Origin of the sequence: Corynebacterium aurimucosum, assembly GCF_046895345.1 — a bacterium.
Classification (GTDB): domain Bacteria; phylum Actinomycetota; class Actinomycetes; order Mycobacteriales; family Mycobacteriaceae; genus Corynebacterium; species Corynebacterium aurimucosum_G.
Genome location: NZ_CP160096.1, coordinates 1,062,711 through 1,083,677, shown reverse-complemented (window position 1 = coordinate 1,083,677; position 20,967 = coordinate 1,062,711). Strand labels below are relative to the sequence as shown.

Annotated in this window: 20 protein-coding genes; 18 read left to right on the top strand and 2 right to left on the bottom strand. The window is 61.6% G+C overall.

Annotation, left to right across the window (positions count from 1 at the left end):
- From ABZS45_RS05270 to ABZS45_RS05215, 12 genes are all read left to right on the top strand, one after another.
- Positions 1 to 816 carry a F0F1 ATP synthase subunit delta gene (locus ABZS45_RS05270; protein ID WP_412100946.1) on the top strand — a complete coding sequence of 272 codons (816 nt, stop codon included), beginning with the start codon at positions 1 to 3 and terminating at the stop codon, positions 814 to 816.
- A gap of 60 nt (positions 817 to 876) precedes the next feature.
- Complete coding sequence (gene atpA, locus ABZS45_RS05265) at positions 877 to 2,517, top strand: F0F1 ATP synthase subunit alpha (RefSeq protein WP_412101143.1); 1,641 nt, start codon at positions 877 to 879, stop codon at positions 2,515 to 2,517.
- 56 nt (positions 2,518 to 2,573) lie between these two features.
- Positions 2,574 to 3,557 (top strand): F0F1 ATP synthase subunit gamma, encoded by a 984-nt coding sequence (locus ABZS45_RS05260; protein WP_412100945.1) that lies wholly within the window; start codon positions 2,574 to 2,576, stop codon positions 3,555 to 3,557.
- Positions 3,558 to 3,560: 3 nt separating this feature from the next.
- Positions 3,561 to 5,009, top strand: a complete 1,449-nt coding sequence (atpD, locus tag ABZS45_RS05255) for a F0F1 ATP synthase subunit beta (RefSeq protein ID WP_010187062.1) — start codon at positions 3,561 to 3,563, stop codon at positions 5,007 to 5,009.
- A gap of 10 nt (positions 5,010 to 5,019) precedes the next feature.
- A complete protein-coding gene (locus ABZS45_RS05250) occupies positions 5,020 to 5,388 on the top strand; it encodes a F0F1 ATP synthase subunit epsilon (protein WP_412100944.1) in 369 nt (122 codons plus the stop codon).
- A 185-nt stretch (positions 5,389 to 5,573) separates the two neighbouring features.
- The gene (locus ABZS45_RS05245) at positions 5,574 to 6,059 is read left to right on the top strand and encodes a DUF2550 domain-containing protein (protein WP_412100943.1); all 486 of its coding nucleotides are present in this window, start codon (positions 5,574 to 5,576) and stop codon (positions 6,057 to 6,059) included.
- 23 nt (positions 6,060 to 6,082) lie between these two features.
- A complete protein-coding gene (gene nucS, locus ABZS45_RS05240; protein WP_070443823.1) occupies positions 6,083 to 6,775 on the top strand; it encodes an endonuclease NucS in 693 nt (230 codons plus the stop codon).
- Entirely contained in the window at positions 6,775 to 7,059 is a 285-nt protein-coding gene (locus ABZS45_RS05235; RefSeq protein WP_083276401.1) for a hypothetical protein, read from the top strand. Before nucS ends, ABZS45_RS05235 begins: the two co-directional genes overlap by 1 nt.
- Positions 7,060 to 7,069: 10 nt before the next feature.
- Positions 7,070 to 7,378 carry an MTH1187 family thiamine-binding protein gene (locus ABZS45_RS05230; RefSeq protein WP_412100942.1) on the top strand — a complete coding sequence of 103 codons (309 nt, stop codon included), beginning with the start codon at positions 7,070 to 7,072 and terminating at the stop codon, positions 7,376 to 7,378.
- On the top strand, positions 7,375 to 8,298 hold the full coding sequence (locus ABZS45_RS05225) for a tetratricopeptide repeat protein (protein ID WP_412100941.1): 924 nt from the start codon (positions 7,375 to 7,377) through the stop codon (positions 8,296 to 8,298). Before ABZS45_RS05230 ends, ABZS45_RS05225 begins: the two co-directional genes overlap by 4 nt.
- A gap of 203 nt (positions 8,299 to 8,501) precedes the next feature.
- Entirely contained in the window at positions 8,502 to 10,079 is a 1,578-nt protein-coding gene (locus ABZS45_RS05220) for a peptide ABC transporter substrate-binding protein (protein WP_412100940.1), read from the top strand.
- Between the two features lie 47 nt (positions 10,080 to 10,126).
- Positions 10,127 to 10,525, top strand: a complete 399-nt coding sequence (locus tag ABZS45_RS05215) for a low molecular weight phosphatase family protein (RefSeq protein ID WP_412100939.1) — start codon at positions 10,127 to 10,129, stop codon at positions 10,523 to 10,525.
- A gap of 149 nt (positions 10,526 to 10,674) precedes the next feature.
- Here ABZS45_RS05215 and glgB read toward each other — a convergent pair whose 3' ends face one another.
- Positions 10,675 to 12,795 carry a 1,4-alpha-glucan branching protein GlgB gene (glgB, locus tag ABZS45_RS05210; protein ID WP_412100938.1) on the bottom strand — a complete coding sequence of 707 codons (2,121 nt, stop codon included), beginning with the start codon at positions 12,793 to 12,795 and terminating at the stop codon, positions 10,675 to 10,677.
- A 107-nt stretch (positions 12,796 to 12,902) separates the two neighbouring features.
- Positions 12,903 to 14,909 carry a maltotransferase domain-containing protein gene (locus ABZS45_RS05205; RefSeq protein WP_412100937.1) on the bottom strand — a complete coding sequence of 669 codons (2,007 nt, stop codon included), beginning with the start codon at positions 14,907 to 14,909 and terminating at the stop codon, positions 12,903 to 12,905.
- A 57-nt stretch (positions 14,910 to 14,966) separates the two neighbouring features.
- On the opposite strand from ABZS45_RS05205, the gene ABZS45_RS05200 reads away from it, so the two are divergent.
- The 6 genes from ABZS45_RS05200 to ABZS45_RS05175 all read left to right on the top strand — a co-directional run bounded on the left by ABZS45_RS05200 (position 14,967) and on the right by ABZS45_RS05175 (position 20,874).
- Positions 14,967 to 15,815, top strand: coding sequence for an ABC transporter ATP-binding protein (locus tag ABZS45_RS05200; protein WP_412100936.1), 849 nt, complete (start codon positions 14,967 to 14,969; stop codon positions 15,813 to 15,815).
- Positions 15,816 to 15,911: 96 nt separating this feature from the next.
- Complete coding sequence (locus ABZS45_RS05195; protein ID WP_412100935.1) at positions 15,912 to 16,739, top strand: NUDIX hydrolase; 828 nt, start codon at positions 15,912 to 15,914, stop codon at positions 16,737 to 16,739.
- A 41-nt stretch (positions 16,740 to 16,780) separates the two neighbouring features.
- Positions 16,781 to 17,932, top strand: coding sequence for a THUMP-like domain-containing protein (locus ABZS45_RS05190; RefSeq protein ID WP_412100934.1), 1,152 nt, complete (start codon positions 16,781 to 16,783; stop codon positions 17,930 to 17,932).
- A gap of 34 nt (positions 17,933 to 17,966) precedes the next feature.
- On the top strand, positions 17,967 to 18,767 hold the full coding sequence (locus ABZS45_RS05185) for an electron transfer flavoprotein subunit beta/FixA family protein (protein WP_412100933.1): 801 nt from the start codon (positions 17,967 to 17,969) through the stop codon (positions 18,765 to 18,767).
- A gap of 11 nt (positions 18,768 to 18,778) precedes the next feature.
- Positions 18,779 to 19,738 (top strand): electron transfer flavoprotein subunit alpha/FixB family protein, encoded by a 960-nt coding sequence (locus tag ABZS45_RS05180; RefSeq protein WP_412100932.1) that lies wholly within the window; start codon positions 18,779 to 18,781, stop codon positions 19,736 to 19,738.
- On the top strand, positions 19,738 to 20,874 hold the full coding sequence (locus ABZS45_RS05175) for a cysteine desulfurase family protein (RefSeq protein ID WP_412100931.1): 1,137 nt from the start codon (positions 19,738 to 19,740) through the stop codon (positions 20,872 to 20,874). Before ABZS45_RS05180 ends, ABZS45_RS05175 begins: the two co-directional genes overlap by 1 nt.
- Positions 20,875 to 20,967 lie beyond the last annotated feature (93 nt).

Below are 20,967 nucleotides of genomic sequence, written 5' to 3'. Positions count from 1 at the left end.
ATGAAGGCAGCTAGCCGCGAAGCACTCGCTACCACTGAGTCCAAGCTGGATGAGTTCCTCTCCAGCGACCGCTCGGTAGCGACTGCTACCCAGGCAGGCCAGGACCTCTTCGAGGTAGTCCGCGTCCTCGACGGCGACCGCGAACTGCGCGTCGCGCTGACCGACGACGCCGCCACCGCAGAGGAACGCAAGTCCCTGGTCCAGACCCTTTTCGGCGGGAAGGTCACCCCGGTAGCACTCCAGGTGCTGCAGGAGGCCGCCGCCGCACAGTGGTCGACTCCGCGTGATATCGCCCGTGGCCTCATCATCCTCGGCCGCCGCGCACTGCTGCGTGGCGCTGAGTTTGAGGGCAAGCTGGGCCAGGTAGAAGACGAGCTCTTCTCCCTGTCGCGCGTGCTTGACCGAGAAGGCGAACTGACCCAGCTGCTTTCAGACCGTACTGCTACGTCCGATCGTAAGGTCGGGCTGCTGGCAAGCGTGCTCTACGGCAAGGTCACGATGGTTACTGAGGCCCTCGCGCTGCAGGCCATTGGCCGCCCTGAGCAGAACCCGATTGATGATCTCGCCGGTTTGGCGGACACCGCAGCCAAGCTGCAGGGCCGTACCATCGCGCGCGTGACCACCGCGGGTGAGCTGAACGATAGCCAGCGGGCAGCACTCGCTGAAAAGCTGGGCAAAATTTATGGTCGTGCGATGTCCATCCACTCTGAGGTTGACACCAGCCTCCTCGGTGGTATGACCATCCGCGTCGGCGACGAAGTCATCGATGGCTCGACGGCAGGCAAAATCGCCCGCCTTCGCGCGCAGATGGCATAAGCCGAAACGACAGAAACGATTAAGTAATTGCTGGAAGATACTACCGAGAGCAGGAAGAACATGGCGGAGCTGACGATCTCCTCCGACGAGATCCGTAGCGCGATTGCGAACTACACCTCGAGCTACTCCGCGGAGGCCTCCCGTGAGGAGGTCGGCGTGGTCATTTCGGCAGCTGACGGTATTGCGCAGGTTTCGGGCCTGCCGTCCGTCATGGCGAATGAGCTGCTCGAGTTCCCGGGCGGCGTGATTGGCGTCGCACAGAACCTTGACACCAACTCCATCGGTGTCGTGGTCCTGGGCAACTTCGAGTCGCTGAAAGAAGGCGACGAGGTCAAGAGGACCGGCGAGGTTCTCTCCATCCCTGTGGGCGAGGAATTCCTCGGCCGCGTAATTAACCCCCTGGGCCAGCCGATTGACGGCATGGGCCCGATCACCGGTGAAGAGGACCGCGTCCTCGAGCTGCAGGCACCGTCCGTGCTGCAGCGTCAGCCGGTGGAAGAGCCGATGCAGACCGGCATCAAGGCTATTGACGCGATGACCCCGATTGGTCGCGGTCAGCGTCAGTTGATCATTGGTGACCGTAAGACGGGTAAGACCGCTGTCTGTATCGACACCATCCTGAACCAGAAGGCTAACTGGGAATCCGGCGACAAGAACAAGCAGGTCCGCTGCATCTATGTCGCCATCGGTCAGAAGGGCTCCACCATCGCTGGTGTGCGCCACACCCTGGAGCAGCACGGCGCTCTGGAGTACACCACCATCGTGGCGGCTCCGGCATCCGACGCCGCCGGCTTCAAGTGGCTGGCACCGTTCTCCGGTGCAGCTCTGGGTCAGCACTGGATGTACCAGGGCAACCACGTCCTGATCATTTACGATGATCTGACCAAGCAGGCTGAGGCCTACCGTGCGATTTCCCTTCTGCTGCGCCGTCCGCCGGGCCGCGAGGCTTACCCGGGCGACGTCTTCTACCTCCACTCCCGTCTGTTGGAGCGTGCTGCAAAGCTCTCCGACGACATGGGTGCAGGTTCCATGACCGCACTGCCGATCATCGAGACCAAGGCGAACGACGTCTCCGCCTTCATTCCGACCAACGTTATTTCTATTACCGACGGCCAGGTCTTCCTGGAGTCCGACCTGTTCAACCAGGGCGTCCGTCCGGCAATTAACGTCGGTGTGTCCGTCTCCCGTGTTGGTGGTGCTGCGCAAACCAAGGGTATGAAGAAGGTTGCCGGTAACCTGCGTCTTGAGCTGGCTGCCTACCGTGACCTGCAGGCCTTCGCGGCCTTCGCATCCGACCTGGATCCGGCCTCCAAGGCTCAGCTGGAGCGCGGTGAGCGCCTCGTCGAGCTGCTCAAGCAGTCCGAGTCCTCCCCGCAGCCTGTCGAGTACCAGATGGTGTCCATCTTCCTCGCAGACCAGGGCATCTTCGACGTCGTTCCCGTCGAGGACGTACGCCGCTTCGAGAAGGAGCTGCACGATCACCTCAACTCTGCAACCCCGCAGGTGTTCGAGCAGATCCAGGGCGGTACCGCTCTGACCGACGAGTCCAAGGATGCACTTGTTGCAGCAGCTAAGGACTTCATTCCGTCATTCCGCACGACCGAGGGCAACAACCTCGGTACCGAGGCTCCGGTTGACCCGCTCGCCGCAGATGACGTGAACAAGACCGAGCTCAACGTCTCCCGCAAGACGGCCAAATAGAGTTTCGCACGCTCTAAGAATTAACCGTCTAGAAAAAGAAGGGAGGAGCGAACACCATGGCTAATCTTCGTGAACTGCGTGACCGTATCCGGTCCGTCAATTCCACTAAGAAGATCACCAAGGCACAGGAGCTCATTGCTACCTCGCGCATTACCAAGGCTCAGGCCAGGGTAGAAGCGGCACAGCCTTATGCACGTGAACTATCCAGCGTGCTCAACAAGCTGGCGGCGCACACGTCCCTGGATCACCCGATGCTCCGGGAACGCGAAGATGCCAAGGTAGCCGCCATTCTCGTGGTTTCTTCTGACCGCGGTATGTGCGGTGGCTACAACAACAACATCTTCAAGAAGGCGGCCGAGCTGGAAGCCCTGCTGAAGGGCGAGGGTTTCGAGACCGTCCGTTACGTGACCGGCAACAAGGGCGTTGGCTTCTACAAGTTCCGTGAGGCCGAGGTCGCAGGCAGCTGGACTGGGTTCTCGCAGGATCCAACCTGGGAGAAGACGCACGACGTGCGCCGCCACATCATCGACGGCTTCGTCGCCGGTTCGAATGGCCAGGCCAAGACCCGCGAGGGTATTCACGTGGAAGGCGAGACCGTTCGCGGTTTCGACCAGGTACACGTTGTGTACACCGAGTTCGAGTCCATGCTGACCCAGACCGCGCGTGTGCAGCAGCTGCTGCCGGTGGTACCGGTTATTGAGGAAGAGGACTACAACCTGGGTGAGTCCGCGCTTTCCGACGCCGAATCGACTAATCAGATCACTCCTGATTACGACTTCGAGCCGGATGCGGACACCCTGATGGAAGCGCTGCTTCCGCAGTACGTTTCTCGCCTCCTGTTTGCGATGTTCTTGGAGTCCTCGGCCTCCGAGTCCGCCGCACGCCGTACCGCAATGAAGTCTGCAACCGACAACGCTACCGAGCTGGTCAAGGACCTCTCGCGCGTGGCCAACCAGGCCCGTCAGGCGCAGATTACCCAAGAAATCACAGAGATCGTCGGTGGCGCTGGGGCGCTCGCCGAAAGCGCAGAAAGTGACTAGATTATGACTACAGCTCTGCAAGAGCAGAACACACAGTCGTCGGCTACCGCCGGCCGTGTGGTGCGTGTCATCGGTCCGGTCGTCGACGTGGAGTTTCCGCGTGGCGGGCTGCCGGCACTGTACAACGCACTGACCGTCGAGGTGACCCTCGAGGCTGTTGCAAAGACCGTCACCCTTGAGGTCGCTCAGCACCTCGGTGACAACCTCGTCCGTGCCGTGTCCATGGCTCCGACCGACGGCCTCGTCCGCGGTGCAGCCGTGACCGACACCGGCAAGCCGATTTCCGTCCCGGTGGGCGATGTGGTCAAGGGCCACGTCTTCAACGCCCTCGGTGACTGCCTTGACCAGCCGGGTCTGGGCCGCGATGGCGAGCAGTGGGGCATCCACCGTGAGCCGCCGGCATTCGACCAGCTGGAGGGTAAGACCGAGATCCTGGAGACCGGTATTAAGGTCATCGACCTGCTGACCCCCTACGTGAAGGGCGGCAAGATCGGCCTCTTCGGTGGTGCAGGTGTGGGTAAGACCGTTCTTATCCAGGAGATGATTACTCGTATCGCACGCGAGTTCTCCGGTACCTCCGTCTTCGCAGGCGTCGGCGAGCGTACCCGTGAGGGCACCGACCTCTTCCTCGAGATGGAAGAGATGGGCGTTCTCCAGGACACCGCACTTGTCTTCGGCCAGATGGATGAGCCGCCAGGAGTCCGTATGCGCGTGGCTCTGTCCGGCCTGACCATGGCGGAGTACTTCCGTGATGTGCAGAACCAGGACGTGCTGCTGTTCATCGACAACATCTTCCGTTTCACCCAGGCCGGTTCTGAGGTGTCGACCCTGCTGGGCCGTATGCCTTCCGCCGTGGGTTACCAGCCGACTCTGGCTGATGAGATGGGTGTGCTGCAGGAGCGTATTACCTCTACCAAGGGTAAGTCCATTACCTCTCTGCAGGCCGTCTACGTGCCGGCCGATGACTACACTGACCCGGCTCCGGCCACCACCTTCGCCCACCTCGACGCCACCACCGAGTTGGACCGTGGTATTGCTTCGAAGGGTATTTACCCGGCAGTGAACCCGCTGACCTCTACCTCTCGTATTCTGGAGCCGTCCATCGTGGGCGAGCGCCACTACGAGGTGGCACAGCGTGTCATCGGTATTCTGCAGAAGAACAAGGAGCTCCAGGACATCATCGCCATCCTTGGTATGGACGAGCTGTCTGAGGAAGACAAGATCACCGTTCAGCGTGCTCGTCGTATCGAGCGCTTCCTGGGCCAGAACTTCTTCGTCGCAGAGAAGTTCACCGGCCTGCCGGGCTCCTACGTGCCGCTGGCCGATACCATCGACGCTTTCGAGCGCATCTGCAACGGCGAATTCGACCACTACCCGGAGCAGGCTTTCAACGGCCTGGGTGGCTTGGACGACGTCGAGGCTGCGTACAAGAAGCTGACCGAGAAGAAGTAGGGAGAGGCACATGGCTGACATCACCGCCGAATTGGTTTCGGTCGAGCGCCTGCTGTGGACCGGAAAGGCCACCATGGTGACGGCTGAGACCACCGAGGGTGAGATCGGCGTGCTTCCTGGACATGAGCCCATGGTTGGTCAGTTGATCGACAATGGTGTTGTGACCATCCACCCGGTGGACGGCGAGCGTCTCGTCGCTGCCGTCCAGGGTGGCTTCCTCTCCGTGTCCGAGAACAAGATCACCGTCCTCGCTGACTGGTCCATCTGGGCCTCCGAGGTCGATGAAGCACAGGCACAGGAAGACCTGAAGTCTGAGCACGAGCTGACGAGGTCTCGTGGCGACGCCGCATTGCGCGCCGCCCGCCGCTTCAGCAGCTAACGGATGAGCGGAGAGGGAAACGACGGGCAGCAATGACCGCCCTTCCCACTCTCACCTAGGAACCCCACAACCTCGATAAGAGGCGGTGGGGTTCCTTCGTGATCTGAGCCAGGAGGGGTACCTCAGGGCTAGCAGGAACTGGCAAGAACTAGCATTGCCTGCTCCAACGGCGGTACAATCAACCCATGAATTCTCAGGTGCTTCAGGGGCTAACAATTCTTTTAGGTCTGTGTGCACTGGTCCTTCTGGTTCTCCTCATCCTGGCGGCGGTGCGCTTTTTCACCGTGCGCTCCCGCGGCACGAGCATCCTTTTGCGCCGACTCCCTTCGAAGGACTCTTATGCATGGCGTCATGGTCTCGTTCGCTATGACGGTGAGTATATGAAGTATTTTAAGCTTCGCTCTGTCATGCCCCGCGCCAACAAGCGCTTTAATCGCCTCGACATCGAACTGGGCAGCATCCGCCCTATGGACGATGACGAGGCTTCTTTTATGCCCTCCGGCCACCAGATCATCCAGATCAGCGTCGATGGGCAGGACTATGAGATTGCCTCCGATGCGCAGGGAATTATGGCGCTGAACGCCTGGGTGGAATCTGCTCCGTCGAAGCGCCAAGAAAAGTTGGACTATCACCAGATGCGCCAGCGGGCTACCCGTTTACCTAAGAAGTAGCGCTCAACGATAGGGTAGAGGGCATGCGTCTTGTCATCGCCCAATGCTCCGTAGACTACGTCGGTCGCCTCGACGCCCACCTTCCGATGGCGGATCGGCTCATCCTTATCAAGGCCGATGGTTCGGTGTCCATCCATGCGGATGATCGCGCCTACAAGCCTCTGAACTGGATGACACCACCATGCACCTTTGAAGAGTCGGCGATTGAGGATATCGACGGCGAAGACACAGGAGAAAAGCTGTGGCTGGTGGAGAACCCGAAGGGTGAGCAGCTACGCATCACCATTGCTGAGATCCACCAGGACATCACTATGGAGCTGGGGGAAGATCCGGGCCTAGTCAAGGATGGCGTGGAAGCGCACCTGCAGGAGCTTCTGGCCGAGCACATCGAAACGTTGGGGGAGAAGTACTCCCTCGTGCGCCGCGAGTACCCCACGGCTATCGGGCCGGTGGACATTATGGCCAAGAATGCCAAGAACGAGTTTGTCGCCGTTGAGGTCAAGCGTCGCGGGGGCATTGATGGCGTCGAGCAGCTTTCGCGCTACCTCGAGTTGCTGAATCGCGATGACCTGCTAGCACCCGTGCATGGCGTCTTCGCCGCGCAGGAAATCAAGCCCCAAGCACGGACCCTGGCAGAAGACCGCGGTATTCGTTGCGTTGTCCTGGATTACCAGGAGCTGCGCGGCATCGAATCCAACGAGCTGCGGTTGTTCTAGTGCCACGCCGCAATCGCAGAATCCGCGAAGAGCCGCGTTCGCTACCGCGCGATGGAAGTGCCTTCCTCGGATCGCAGACTGTACCTGGGCCGCGCTGGACTAATGGGGAGCCCTTCGTCATGAGGCACGTTGGCAGTGCCGCCGCGCAGAAGTATTACGTGTGCCCGGGATGTAACCAAAATATCCCTCCCGGGGTGGCTCATATCGTGGCCTGGCCACGGGACACCGGTGGGCGCGGTGAAGACCGCCGCCACTGGCACCGGCACTGCTGGGACCGGCGGTAGGATGGCGGGCATGATTGTTGCCTTTTCCGTAGCTCCCACCATCGTGGGGGATGAAAGCGCTGAAATGTCCGAGGCCGTCGCCGAGGCTGTGCGCGTCGTTCGCGCCTCTGGCCTGCCTAATGAGACCAACTCCATGTTCACCATCATCGAAGGTGAGTGGGACGAGGTCTTCGCGGTCATCAAGGAGGCCACCGATGCCGTGCGCGCCGTGTCGCCGCGCACGAGCTTGGTGATTAAGGCCGATATCCGCGAAGGCGTGAGCGGGCAGATAACCCAAAAAGTAGATTCCGTTAATCGTTACCTGGAGGAGAATAAGTGACTGGACCGTACGTAGGAGGAGCCCTCGACCTGGGCGCCATCAAGCAGCAGGCAGAGGCCAAGGCGAAAGCACAGGAACAGGGTACTACTGGTGCCTTGGCAGGTGTGCAGCCCTTCTTCGAGGTCACCGAGCAAAACTTTGAGAATGACCTGGTGCGCCGCTCTGCGGAGGTGCCAGTTATTGCTCTGATCGGCTCCCCGCGCTCGCCTGCCTCCGAGCAGCTCAAGAAAGACTTCGAGGAGATGGCGGCCGCCGGTGGGTGTCAGTTCATCGTGGGCTACATCAACGCCGATGTCGTGCCCCAGGTAGCGCAGGTCTTCGGTGTGCAGAATCTGCCTACCACCGTCGCCATCGCCGCCGGCCAGCCCGTTACCAATTTCGAGGGCGGGCAGCCGCGTGAGAACTTGGAACAGTGGGTAGCGGCGATCGTCGACAAGCTCGGCCCTCAGCTCAAGGGTCTGTCCGAGCAGGCTCAGGCAGGGGAGAGCCGCGAGGAAGAGACAGCGGACCCACGCCTGAGCATGGCGGAGGAAGCTCTCAACCGGGGTGATTTCGATTCCGCTATTGCTACCTACGAGGAGATCTTGGCAGCCGAGCCAGGCAACGTGGAAATCAAGCAGGCTCGTGATACCACGCTGCTGCTCAAGCGTTTAGACCCGGCGAACCGTAGCGAGGATCCTATCGCTGCGGCGGATGCCGCTCCGGAGGATATGTCCAAGCAGCTCGATGCCGCCGACGCCGAGGTTGTCGCCGGAGCTCCCGACCGCGCCTTCGAGCGCCTCATCGAGGCCATGAAGCGCACCGCCGGGGATGAGAAGGAACAGCTCAAGACCCGTCTGTTGGAGCTCTTCGGGCTCTTTGATTCTGGTGACCCGCGCGTGCTGGCCGCGCGCACGAAGCTGGCTAGTGCATTGTATTAATTGCCCTTCCGTGTGGAGTCCCACGAGCAGCTGTAGCCTTCACGGGCGCTTGTTGCACCTCACACTCAACCCTCAGGATTGACTGATTAAGTCCTCTCCTGAGGGTCTTTTTGCACCCACACCGGTGTGTGAGTTGTGTCATGCTAAATTGATGTGAGTGACATAACGCATACTTTGTTTTTAGCTCTTTCAGGAGGACTCTCATGCGCAAGCTCCTCGGCGTCATCGGCGCCGCCTCTCTTGTTTTTACCCTGACCGCCTGCGGAAGCGATAGCTCCGATAGCGCCGGTGGCGCGAACTACGTTCGCGTGCCCGGTACCGAGCCGCAGCAGGGCCTGATCCCCGCAATGACGAATGAGAATGGCGGCGGACGCATCGTCGACATGCTGTATTCCGGGTTGGTGTACTACGACGCCGAGGGCAACGTGCACAACGAGATGGCGGAGTCCATCGACAAGGAAGGGGAGAAGACCTACAAGGTCACGCTCAAGCCTGACCTGAAATTTTCCGACGGTTCCGCTGTGACCGCGGATACCTTCGTCGATACGTGGAACTACGCGGTGGCCAATGAGCAGCTCAACGAAAGCTTCTTCTCCTCCATCAAGGGATACGGGGAAGGCGTCAAGGAGATGGAGGGCCTTAAGGTTATCGATGAGCGCACCTTCACCATCGAGCTCACCCAGCCGGAGAGCGATTTCCCAAGCCGCTTAGGCTACAACGCCTACTTCCCGGTTCCAGCGGCTGCGCTGGGGGACCCCCAGGCTTTCGGCGAGACTCCAGTGTCCAATGGCCCCTACAAGATCAAGGAATGGAACCACAACCAGAACCTGATTATCGAGCCCAACCCGGAGTACAAGGGTGACCGTGCTGCACAAAACGACGGCATCGAGTTCACCTTCTACGCCGATTCCAACGCCGCGTACATGGACCTGTTGGCGAATAACCTCGATGTCCTCGAAGCCATTCCTTCGTCTGCCTTCGGAAGCTATGAGCAGGACTTGGGTGACCGCCAAGAAACCAAGCCGGCGGCAACCTATCTGGAGATGTCCATCCACATGGAGACCCCGCACTTTAGTGGGGAAGAAGGCGCGCTGCGCCGCAAAGCAATCTCGATGGCTATCAACCGCGAGGAAATCGCGGAGACCATTTTCCACGGCACCCGCACACCGGCCCGCGAGTTCACCTCACCGGTCCTGAATGGCTACAACGACAGCCTGCCCGGTTCGGAGAACCTAGACTATAACCCGGAGGAGGCGAAGAAGCTCTGGGCGGAGGCCGATAAGAAGTACGGTGCTTTTGAAGGCTCGTTCCCCATTAACTACAACACCGATGGCGACAACAAAGATTGGGCCGATGCCGTAGCCAACAACATCAGCAACGCGCTGGGAATTCAAGCCGTGGGGAACCCCTACCCGGACTTCAAGTCCTTCCGCGATGCCTACCGCAGCGAGCGTATGGACGGTGCCTACCGCACGGCGTGGTTCGCCGACTATCCCTCCATGGGCAACTTCCTAGGGCCGAACTTCACCACGGGTGTCGCCTCTAATGACTCGAAGTACTCCAACCCGGAGTTTGATGAGCTCATCGTCAAGGCCAACGGCGCCGCGAACCAGGAAGAGGCCGCGAAGCTCTACAACCAGGCGCAAGAGCTTCTGCTGCGTGACCTTCCTTCTATCCCGCTCTTCTACCCGAATGTGGTCGGCGGCTGGTCGGAGAACGTCGAGGACGTGACCTTCAACTGGAAGTCCTTGCCGGTGTATTACGCGGTGAAGAAGAACTAGCGCTCTGGTCTTATTGGCGCACTGTAATTCGATTAAAGTACGGAGGCATGACCTCTGTACTTTTTCTTTGTAACACCAACCGCGGTAAGTCCCAGATGGCGGCTGCCTTAGCCAGGAAGCATGCGCCCGATTGGGAAGTTCACTCCGCAGGAGTAAAGACCACTGAACAGCATCGTGAGCAGGGCGTTAATGCTGAGGCGCAAGCGTCGCTAACTAAGGTCGGCGCCGACATGGCAGGTACGCCGACGTTGATTGACCGCGACCTTGCGTCTTCAGTGGACCACGTCATCGTCGTCGGGGATGCCGACTATGACGGAGTGGCTGAGCGTTGGGAGATTGAGGACCCGTCCGTACGCGGCCTAGAAGGCGCGGAGCGAATGGATGCGCTTCGCGATGACATTGATGCTCGCGTACGAGCTTTCCTTGATGCACACGCGCAGGACTGAAAACCAAAACTGCCCGAGTTGCCAAAGATCCCCGCTGAGATTGAATCCCAGCTCTTACTTTTGGCAGATCGGGCAGTTGTGTCTCTCAGGCCTTGCTTGCGATGAGGGTGAGCACGCGCCGAGCCAGGCTCGGCACTGGGCCGCGCAGCTTAGCCGCGGTATGCGTACCACTGCACCGAGTTCGCCGGCAGGTGTAGCTGTACGTGGTTGCCTTCGGAGCGCACGCGGTGGGCAAGATCGTTGCCAGCACCCTGGTAGACGGCATCGTCGGTGTTGATGACCAGCTCCCATTCGCCGTCGCGCGGCACCCAGAGGTCATAGTTGGGCACCGAGCTGCCGGAGAAGTTGCACACCGCCAACAGCGCGGATCCATCCTTGCCGTAGCGCACATATCCGAGCATGTTGTTGTTAGCATCATCGGCCTTGACCCACTGGAAGCCGTCCTGGGTAAAGTCCTGCGTCCAGAGTGCCGGGTGCTGCTTGTACACCGCGTTGAGGTCGCGCACCAGGCGCTTAATGCCGTGGTGCCACTCGTTGCCCCAGCCCTCCAAGTTGGACCAATCCACGGAGTGGCCTTCGGCCCATTCGGTGGTCTGGCCAAATTCTTGGCCCATGAACATCAGCTGCTTGCCTGGATGGGAGAACATATAGCCGTACAGAGCACGCAGGCCTGCCGCCTTATTCCAGTCATCGCCCGGCATGCGCTCCCACAAGGAGCCCTTGCCGTGCACAACTTCGTCGTGGCTAAACGGCAGCACATAGCGCTCCGAGTAGGCGTAGACCATGGAGAAGGTGAGCTCGCCGTGGTGGTAGCGTCGGTGAATCGGCTCGTGCTTGAAGTACTCCAGGGTGTCGTTCATCCAGCCCATGTTCCACTTCAGACTAAAGCCTAGGCCGCCCTCATGCGTTGGGGCGGTCACGCCTGGCCAGGAGGTGGATTCTTCGGCGATGGTGAGTACGCCCGGGTGGGTGCGGTTCAGTGTGGCGTTGGTTTCCTGGAGAAACTGGACGGCCTCGAGGTTCTCGCGGCCGCCGTAGATATTGGGCAGCCACTCCTCGCGGGAGTAGTCCAGGTAGAGCATGGATGCCACGGCGTCGACACGCAGGCCGTCGATGTGGAACTCTTCCGCCCAGTAGAGGGCATTGGCCACGAGGAAGTTGCGCACCTCGTTGCGGCCGAAGTCGAAGACATACGTTCCCCAGTCGGCCTGCTCGCCGCGGCGCGGATCCGGGTGCTCGTAGAGTGCCTGACCATCAAACCGGCCCAGCGCCCACTCATCCTTGGGGAAGTGAGCTGGTACCCAGTCGACGAAGACGCCGATGCCGGCGTTATGCAGGTCGTCGATAAGCGCGCGCAGCTCATCCGGAGAGCCCCAGCGTGCCGAGGGAGCGTAGTAGCCGGAGACCTGATAGCCCCAGGAACCGCCGAAGGGGTGCTCGGCCACGGGCAGCAGCTCCACGTGGGTAAAGCCGTGTTCCAGCAGGTAGGGGATGAGCTCTTCGCGCAAGGTGTTGTAGTTGGCGCCCACTTTCCACGAGCCAACGTGCAGCTCGTAGACACTCATAGGGACGTCGAGGTCGCCGTTGCGGTTCTTCATCCACTCCTCATCGCTCCATTCGAAGCTGGAGCGAGCCACCACGGAGGCGGTCTCCGGCGGGGCGATGGTGCGCTTGGCCAGGGGATCTGCTTTATCAATGCGTGGGGAGTTCTTGCCGTGGACGGCAAACTTATAGCGCTCGCCTTCGCCCACGCCGGGGATGAAGACCTCCCAAATGCCCGTTGAGCCAAGGCAACGCATGGGGTATTGGGTAGGGTTCCAGCCGCAGAAGTCACCGACCACGGCCACACCTTCAGCATTGGGTGCCCACACAGCAAATGCGGTGCCTTCGACTACGCCCATGTCGGTGGTGTAGGTCTTGAGATTGGCGCCGAGCACTTCCCACAAGCGTTCGTGGCGGCCTTCGCCGATGAGGTGCTGATCCAGGGTGCCCAGAGTGGGCAGGAAGTGGTAGCCGTCTGCCACCTCGATGGCGGGCTGGCCCGGGTAGGTGATACGCAGGCGGTAGTCTGCTTCCTCTGCGAGTGGGGCCTCCCAGATATCATCCCCAACCGCGCGCATAGCAATCGTGTCGGTTGCGGTGACGAGCTCGACGGCTTCGGCACCGGGGCGGCGGGTGCGGACGGTTCCATCGTGCCAGCCATAGAAATTATGGGGCGCGTGGTGACGGCAGTGGTTAAGGCGTTCGAGGTCTGAGGCCGGGATGTTCATACAGACCAAATTACCGAACAACGACTGCCCGCGGGGCCTAAAAGAAGCCCCGCGCTACCCATGAAGGGGGTATGGGTTCAGCGCGGGGTGGTCAATGCTTCAAAAGCCTAGGGGCGGTAATCGTTGACACGGCGCCACGCAATGCGTTCCTGCAAGTCATGGTCGGCCGGGGGAAGGATGAAGACATGGGCGACGTCGCGAAGCGGCTCCAGACGCACGAAGTTGCGGTCGGACCACTCGTAGGCGGCACCACTGATGGTGTCCTGCACCGTGAAGTGATCGCCTGGGTGGCGGCCCACGGCAGCCAGGTCCACAAAGACCGTGGCCTCTTGTGCATTGCGCGGATCCAGGTTAACCACCACGAGCACCACGTTGCCGGTGGTGGGATCAGCCTTGGAGTAGGCGATGATGGCCTCGTTATCGGTGTTGTGGAAGCGCAGCGTGCGTAGCTGCTGGAGGGCCGGGTTCTCGCGGCGGATGAGGTTGAGCAGGCGGATATAGGATTCCAGGGAGTCACCGGACTTAACGGCGGCCTGGAAGTCGCGCGGGCGCAGTTCGTATTTCTCCGAGTCGAGATATTCCTCGCTGCCCGGCTTGACTGCTTGGTGCTCGTAGAGCTCGAAGCCCGAGTACACACCCCACAGCGGGGAGAGCGTGGCAGCCAAAGTGGCGCGGATGGCGAACATGGCGCGCCCGCCGGTCTGCAGGGATTCGTGGAGGATATCCGGGGTATTGACAAAGAGGTTGGGGCGGCAAATATCGGCCTGCTCTACGTGCATTTGCGCGAATTCAGTGAGCTCGTGCTTAGAGGTTTGCCACGTGAAGTACGTATAGGACTGCGTAAAGCCAGCCTTAGCCAGACCGAACAGGCGCGGGGCGCGGGTAAAGGCCTCGGAGAGGAAGATGACCTCCGGGTGGGTAACGTGCACCTTGGAAATCAGCCAATTCCAGAAGTTGGCCGGCTTGGTGTGGGGATTATCCACGCGGAAGGTGGTGACACCAGCCTCGATCCAGATCATGACGATGCGGTAAATCTCCGCGTAAATGGCATCCGGGTCGTTATCGAAGTTCAGGGGGTAGATGTCCTGGTACTTCTTCGGCGGGTTCTCCGCGTAGGCAATGGTGCCGTCAGCCAACACCGTGAAAAACTCCGGGTTGGTCTTAGCCCACGGGTGGTCTGGGGAGGCCTGTAGGGCTAGGTCCAGTGCTACCTCTAGGCCCAAGTCGGCTGCTTTCTTGACCAGCTCCTTGAAGTCCTCCATGGTGCCCAGGTCCGGGTGCGTGGTGGAGTGGTCCTGAATAGCCCAGGGGGAGCCCACATCACCGGGCTCAGCCACCACGGAGTTGTTGCGCCCCTTGCGGTGCACCTTGCCGATGGGGTGGATGGGCGGGAAATAGACGGTATCGAAACCCATGGCAGCCACGCGCTCGAGCGCCTGCGCTGTGGTCTTAAACGTACCGTGCACGGGGTTGCCCTCGTCATCCCAGCCGCCGGTCGAGCGCGGGAAGAGCTCGTACCAAGAGTTGTAGAGGGCCTCGGGGCGCTCTACCAGGACCTCGTGGATGTCACCTTCCACAAGTAGGTGGCGCAGCGGGTGGCGGTGGAGAATTTCTGCGGCCTTATCGGAGAGCGCGGTGCGCACGCGCTTATCGACGTCCACCGACTCATCCTTCAGCTCCTTCGCCGCCTGAAAGAGCAGCTCCGCCTTGTCACTCGGGCATTGGATTGCCGCTTCCTCGAAGAGTTCAGTCCCGTGCAGCAGGTCGTTGTTAAGTTCTTGCGCGGATTGGCCGGCCTCCATCTTCTTGACCACCGCGTTGCGCCAGGTGGACATCGGATCCGACCAGGCATCGATGCGGAAGAACCAACGCCCAGTGGTGGCTGGGCTAAATACGCCGTGGACTCGGTCTGGATTCTCCGGGTCCACCGTCATAGTAACGGCGGAGGTAGATGGGGATTCGGTGTTCCACACCGACAGCGTCGCGGCGACGGCATCGTGGCCCTCGCGCCACACCAGCGCGGTGACAGGAACGACCTCTCCGACCACGGCCTTCGAGGCTGCGTTACCGGAAAGGGAGGGGCGGACATCGTCGATACCAAGGCGTTGTGTCATGCCCATAGAATAATGCAGCTGTGTCAGTTTCACCGGGGAAGAAGGATTTCGGCCACAATGGTGCCTGTGAACACTCCAGAGCAAATGAGCCAGCAAGACCCTGAACTGATGGAAACCGACGAAGATTGGTTGATTGACTTCCGCGGCGTCGAACTCCGGCGTGGCGGCCGCACGCTCGTGGGGCCCATCGACTGGCAGGTGGAGCTTGATGAGCGCTGGGTCATCATCGGCCCCAACGGCGCGGGCAAGACCTCCTTGGTTCGAATGGCTGCCGCCGAAGAGTTCCCGTCCGCTGGTGTCGCTTTCCTCATGGGCGAGCGCTTGGGCAAGACAGATATGCGCGATCTGCGTGCCGCCATCGGTATTTCCTCCGCCGCCGTCCAACACCGCATCCCGGACAACGAGCGTGTGGATGATCTCGTTGTGTCTGCCGGCTATGCGGTCCTCGGCCGCTGGCGTGAGGATTACCAAGACATGGACTTCTCCCGTGCCGATGACATCTTGGAACAAGTCGGCGCCGCGCACCTAGCAGAGCGGACCTGGGGCACGCTCTCCGAAGGTGAGAAGAAGCGAGTCATCCTCGCCCGTGCGCTCATGGCCAACCCGGAGCTGCTCATCCTGGATGAGCCTTCCGCCGGTATGGACTTGGGTGGCCGTGAGGACCTCGTGGGCTACTTGGGGGACCTAGCACTCGATGCGGATGCCCCGGCAATTGTCATGATTACCCACCACGTCGAGGAAATCCCCTATGGATTTACCCATGCGATGCTCCTGGATGAGGGTAAGGTCGTGGCCAAAGGACTCATTAACTCTGTCCTGACGTCGGAAAACCTCTCCAAGGCCTTCCACCAACCCATCCAGGTGGATCGCATCGGGGAGAGGTACTTCGCCCGACGAGTCCGCTAACCCCTAGTACATAACTTTTAGTACAAAACCTCAGTACGCCTTCTCGACGTATACCTCTCGAATTCTGCCCCCCAGCCTGCAGACACGGAAAGTTGCATGAGTCAGTCCATCCACGACAGCCTTGACGCCATCGACCCTGGCGAAACAACGGGCTTTAACGGGGCACGTCTGGCCGCTACTGTCCTCTTATTGCGCGATACGACTGAAGGGTTGCGCGTGTGGATCCAAGAACGCGTACACACCATGCGTAACTACCCTGGCCACGTTGTTTTTCCCGGCGGCGGGGTAGACCCGCGTGACTTCCCACCGCGTTCCTGGGATTCCGGCGAACTGTGGGCAGGTCGCTCGGTAGTCTCCATGGCGCGGCGCATGGGCGTGACCAAGTACAAGGCGCATGCCCTTGTCTTCGCTGCTGCCCGGGAGCTTTTCGAAGAAGCCGGTACGCTGCTGGCCATCCGCGATGATGGCTTGGTTTCCGACGCCTCTCGCTACCACCGTGAGCGCGAGCTGTTAGAAACCCACGAGATTTCCTTCACCGACTTCCTCGAACACAACGGCATGCGTGTCGACGCCGACATGCTCTTGCCATGGTCGCGCTGGGCCGGGGAAGATAACAACCACTGGTTCGACACCTTCTTCTTCATCGGTGTGCTGCCCGAGGGCCAAGAACCCGATGGGGATACAGGCGAAGCCGACGACGCCGGCTGGTTCGACCCACAACTGGTCCTCGATGGCTGGCGCGCCGGGTTGGTGCGCCTAGCCATCCCCACGTGGGCGCAGCTCAAGCGTTTGACCTCCTACGCCACGGTCAAAGAGGTCTTAGATGATGCCTCCTTCTCCGACCTGCGTCCGATTATCGGCGACCCGCGCGATGACGAGCGCTACCGCGAATACTTCACCACGTTCCCCGTCGACCGCATTTAAGTCGGCCTCGGCCGCCATCAACCGATACAGAAGAATCCTGCATGAGCTACACCCTGGACGAAGTTGCCTTCCTACGCGCGAATGCCGCTGCGATCGACGCCGCCGCAGCAGACCTGGAAGGGACCAAGAAGGCGCACCTGAGGGACGTCGCCAAGCTGCAGGCCTACTTCGGTGACTATGGGCGTGCTGTGGCCGAACTCATCCAAGCCCGCAGCTCCGGCAAGCTGCCGGGCCAGTGGCTCATCGACCACGACTCCGCCCAGCAGGCCACGCCACCTGCGGTAGCTGCTTATCGCGCGCAGTTCCTTCAGGAACGCAACGTGGACGTGGTCCACGACCTCACCTGCTCCATCGGCACCGAAGGCCAGGCCTATCGCCCCGGCGCTTACGTGGGCAGCGACCTCGACGCCTCGCGCGTAGCCATGGCGCAGCACAACATTGAGCACCCAGTCTTTCGTGCAGACGCCCTGACCACCACAACCACCGCTCAGGTCTGCATCGCCGACCCCGCCCGGCGCCAAGGTGGCAAACGTATTACGCGCCTGGACCAGCTCCTGCCACCGCCGGCAGATCTGCTGGCCACCCACGGCGAGATGGCTATCAAGTGCGCGCCGGGAATCGATCACTCCGAATGGGAAGGCCTGGCTTGCGTGGTCAGCCTTGGCGGAGGGGTGAAGGAAACCTGCCTGTATACCCCGGGCCTGGGAACGGGGAAGAGGGCAGTGGTCCTCAACACCACGCCCGAAGGACTACACACGGACGTTATCGAGGATGACCGCAACGAAGACGAGCTGCCTGAGGCCGGGCCCATCGGGCGCTTCCTCATCGACCCCGACGGCGCCATCGTGCGCGCCGGGCTGGTACGCCACTACGCCGCGCGGGAAGACCTGCACCAGCTGGACCCGCGCATTGCCTACCTCACCGGTGACCGCCTGCCGCAAGGCACGTCCGGATTTGAATTCATCGAGATGGTCTCCATGAAGAAGCTCAAGGCGGCCATGGCGGCCCACGATGTCGGCTCGCTGGAAATCCTGGTACGCGGGCAAGACGTGAACCCGGACCAACTGCGTAAGAAGCTCAAACTGAAAGGCTCCACGGCCAAGACTCTCGTGGTCACGCGCATTGGAACGAAGGGAGTCGCGGTGTTGTGCGGACCGCGAGTAGTATCGACCAAAGGTAATTACGCACCCTAATAGTTTCAAAATTTACGGAAGGGGAAGTGCCCACATGCCAGTCATTGTGGCTCTGGTCAAGCACGTACCGGATACGTGGTCAACCAAGACCCTCGAGGCGGACCACACACTGGACCGCACTTCGGTGGATAACGTCATCGATGAGGTCAACGAGTACTCCGTCGAACAGGCACTGCGTCTGCGCGACGATAACGCCGATGCCGGCTACGAGGTCGTGGCCCTTACCATGGGCCCGGCCGCTGCCGATGAGGCTCTGCGCAAGGCTCTGGCCATGGGTGCGGACCACGCCGTGCACGTGACGGACGACGCCCTCGCCGGCGCCGACGCCCTGGCTACCGCCTGGGTTCTCAACGCCGCCATCAACCAGGTGGCGGAGAAGTTCGGCGAGGTCCAGGTCATCACCCTGGGAAATAACTCCTCGGATGCCTCCACCGGGCTCATCGCAGGTCTCTTGGCCGAGTACCGCCAGCTGCCCGCGCTCACGGAGCTCAAGGCGGCCTCCCTGGCTGGTGCTACCGCTAGCGGCACTCGCGAGGATGCTCACGGCCACTGGGAGCTATCCGCCAACCTGCCAGCCATCCTGTCCTTCACTGACAAGGCCGATAAGCCGCGCTTCCCGAACTTCAAGGGTCTAATGGCCGCCAAGAAGGCTGAGGTCACCACCCTCGCCGTGGCGGACCTGGGCATTGATGGCGTGCCGTCCACCACCACTGTGACCGCCTCCGCGCAGCGCCCGGCCCGCACCGCCGGTGAGGTCATCGTTGAAACTGATCCGACCGTGGCTGCCGCCAAGGTCGCGGACTTCCTGGCCGCCAAGAATCTCATCGAGGGTTAAGGAGAAAAGATATGTCTCACGTTTATGTCCTAGTTGAGCACGAAGCAGACCAGCTCAGCCCCGTTACCGGCGAGCTCATCACCGCCGCCCGCGCGCTCGGCACCGTCTCCGCCGTCGTCGTGGCCAAGGATGGCGCCACCGCCGCCTCCTTCGACGCCGAGCTGGGCAACCTCGGTGCAGCCCAGGTAGTCCAGGCCACCGCCGGGGACTATGAGCAGCGCATCGTCACCCCGGAGGTCGACGCCCTTCATGCCTTGGCCGCCAATAACCCGGCGCCCATCGTGCTGGCCGCCACCCCGACCAACAACGAGATCGCCGGCCGCCTTGCTGCGCGCCTGGGCTCGGGTGCCCTGGTCAACGTCGACGGCATCAATGCTGACGGCACCGCGCACCACACCATCTTCGGCGGCTCCTACGAGACCTCCTCCACGGCCACCGGCTCCGTGGTCTATACCCTGCGCCCAGGCTCCGTGGCCACTGAGCTGCAGCCGGTCACCGCAGCACCCGCGCCCTTCGAGCTGCCTGCCGCCACCGCGAAGGATGTCACCGTCACCTCCTTCACCCCGGCGGAGAAGACCGCTCGTCCGGAGTTGACCTCCGCCAAGGTCGTCGTGGCCGGTGGCCGCGGCGTGGGCGATAAGTTCGCTGATGTGGTGGAGCCGCTTGCCGACGTCCTCGGTGGCGCCGTCGGTGCCACCCGCGATGCCGTGGACGAGGGTTTCTACGACCCGGCCCACCAGATTGGCCAGACCGGTGCGACCGTCTCCCCGAAGCTCTACATCGGTCTCGGTATTTCCGGTGCCATCCAGCACACCTCCGGCATGCAGACCTCGGAGACCATCGTCGTGGTCAACCAAGACCAGGACGAGCCTTTCTTCCAAATCGCTGACCTCGGCGTGGTGGGCGACCTCCACGAGATCGCCCCGGCGCTGGTCACCGAGCTCGAGTCCCGCAAGGGGGCCGGCAACTAATGCCTCGCTACCTCGATTACGCGGCCACCCAACCCATGCGCCAGTGCGCCATTGAGGCGTGGACAAAGGCAGCCAGTTCCCTCAACCCGGGCGCGTCCTATGCCTCCGGGCGCAAGGCACGCTCCGTGCTGGACGACGCCCGCGAGACCGTCGCCGAGCTTCTCGGCTGCGAACCCATCGAGGTCATCTTCACCTCCTCCGGCACGGAGGCCGATAACATCGCCATTCAGGGCCTCTACCGCGCTGCGCAAAGCGCAGCACCGGAGGCGGAGAAACGAATCGTTTCGACCCCCATCGAGCACCCCGCCGTGCTCGAAACCGTGGAGAAGCTTCGCGCTGAGCACGGCGCCACCGTTGAGCTTCTCCCGGTTGATTCCACCGGCCACGTCAGCGATTTAAGCGCCCTGGATACCCCGGCCGCGGTGGCCACCTGCATGTGGGCCAACAACGAGACCGGTGCCATTCAGCCGGTCGCGGACATTGCGCAGCGCGCCGCTGCGCAGAACACTCCCGTGCACATCGATGCCGTGCAGGTTGCCGGCAAGCTGCCCATCAGCTTCCACGAGCTGGGCGCTACCACGCTCGCAGCCAGCGCTCACAAGTTCGGCGGTCCCCGCGGCATCGGCCTGCTGCTCGCACGCCGTACCCCAGCGCCACTGCCATTAGCCTTCGGTGGCGGACAAGAGCGCGGCATCCGCCCCGGCACCGTCGATGTCGCTAGTGCGAGCGCGCTCGCCGCAGCTCTGCGCGAGTCCGTCGCGGACATGGAGCAGGAGGATACCCGCCTGACTGCACTTCGCGACAAGCTCAAGGCCGGCATCGAGTCGAGCATCGACAACGTCATCATCAACTCCGCCGAGCCCACCTTGGCCTCCCACCTGCACGTGTCCTTCCCTGGCACGGATGGCGACAGCCTCATCATGCTTCTTGACGCCGCCGGCATCGAAGCCTCCGCCGGCTCCGCCTGCCACGCCGGTGTCAACCGCATGTCCCACGTACTCGAAGCCATGGGCATCGACGAGGAACACGGCCGCGGCAGCCTGCGCTTCAGCCTGGGGCGCCTCACCACCGACGAGGACATTGACGCCGTGTTGGCAGAGCTTCCTGAAATCATCCGCCGAGCACGCTCGGTCTAGGACACAACAGGTCTGGGCCTAGGCAAAAACGATCACCAATCACGAAGCGAACAGGCACATTTCGCAATCTTCGACGTTGTGCCACGGAGTGAA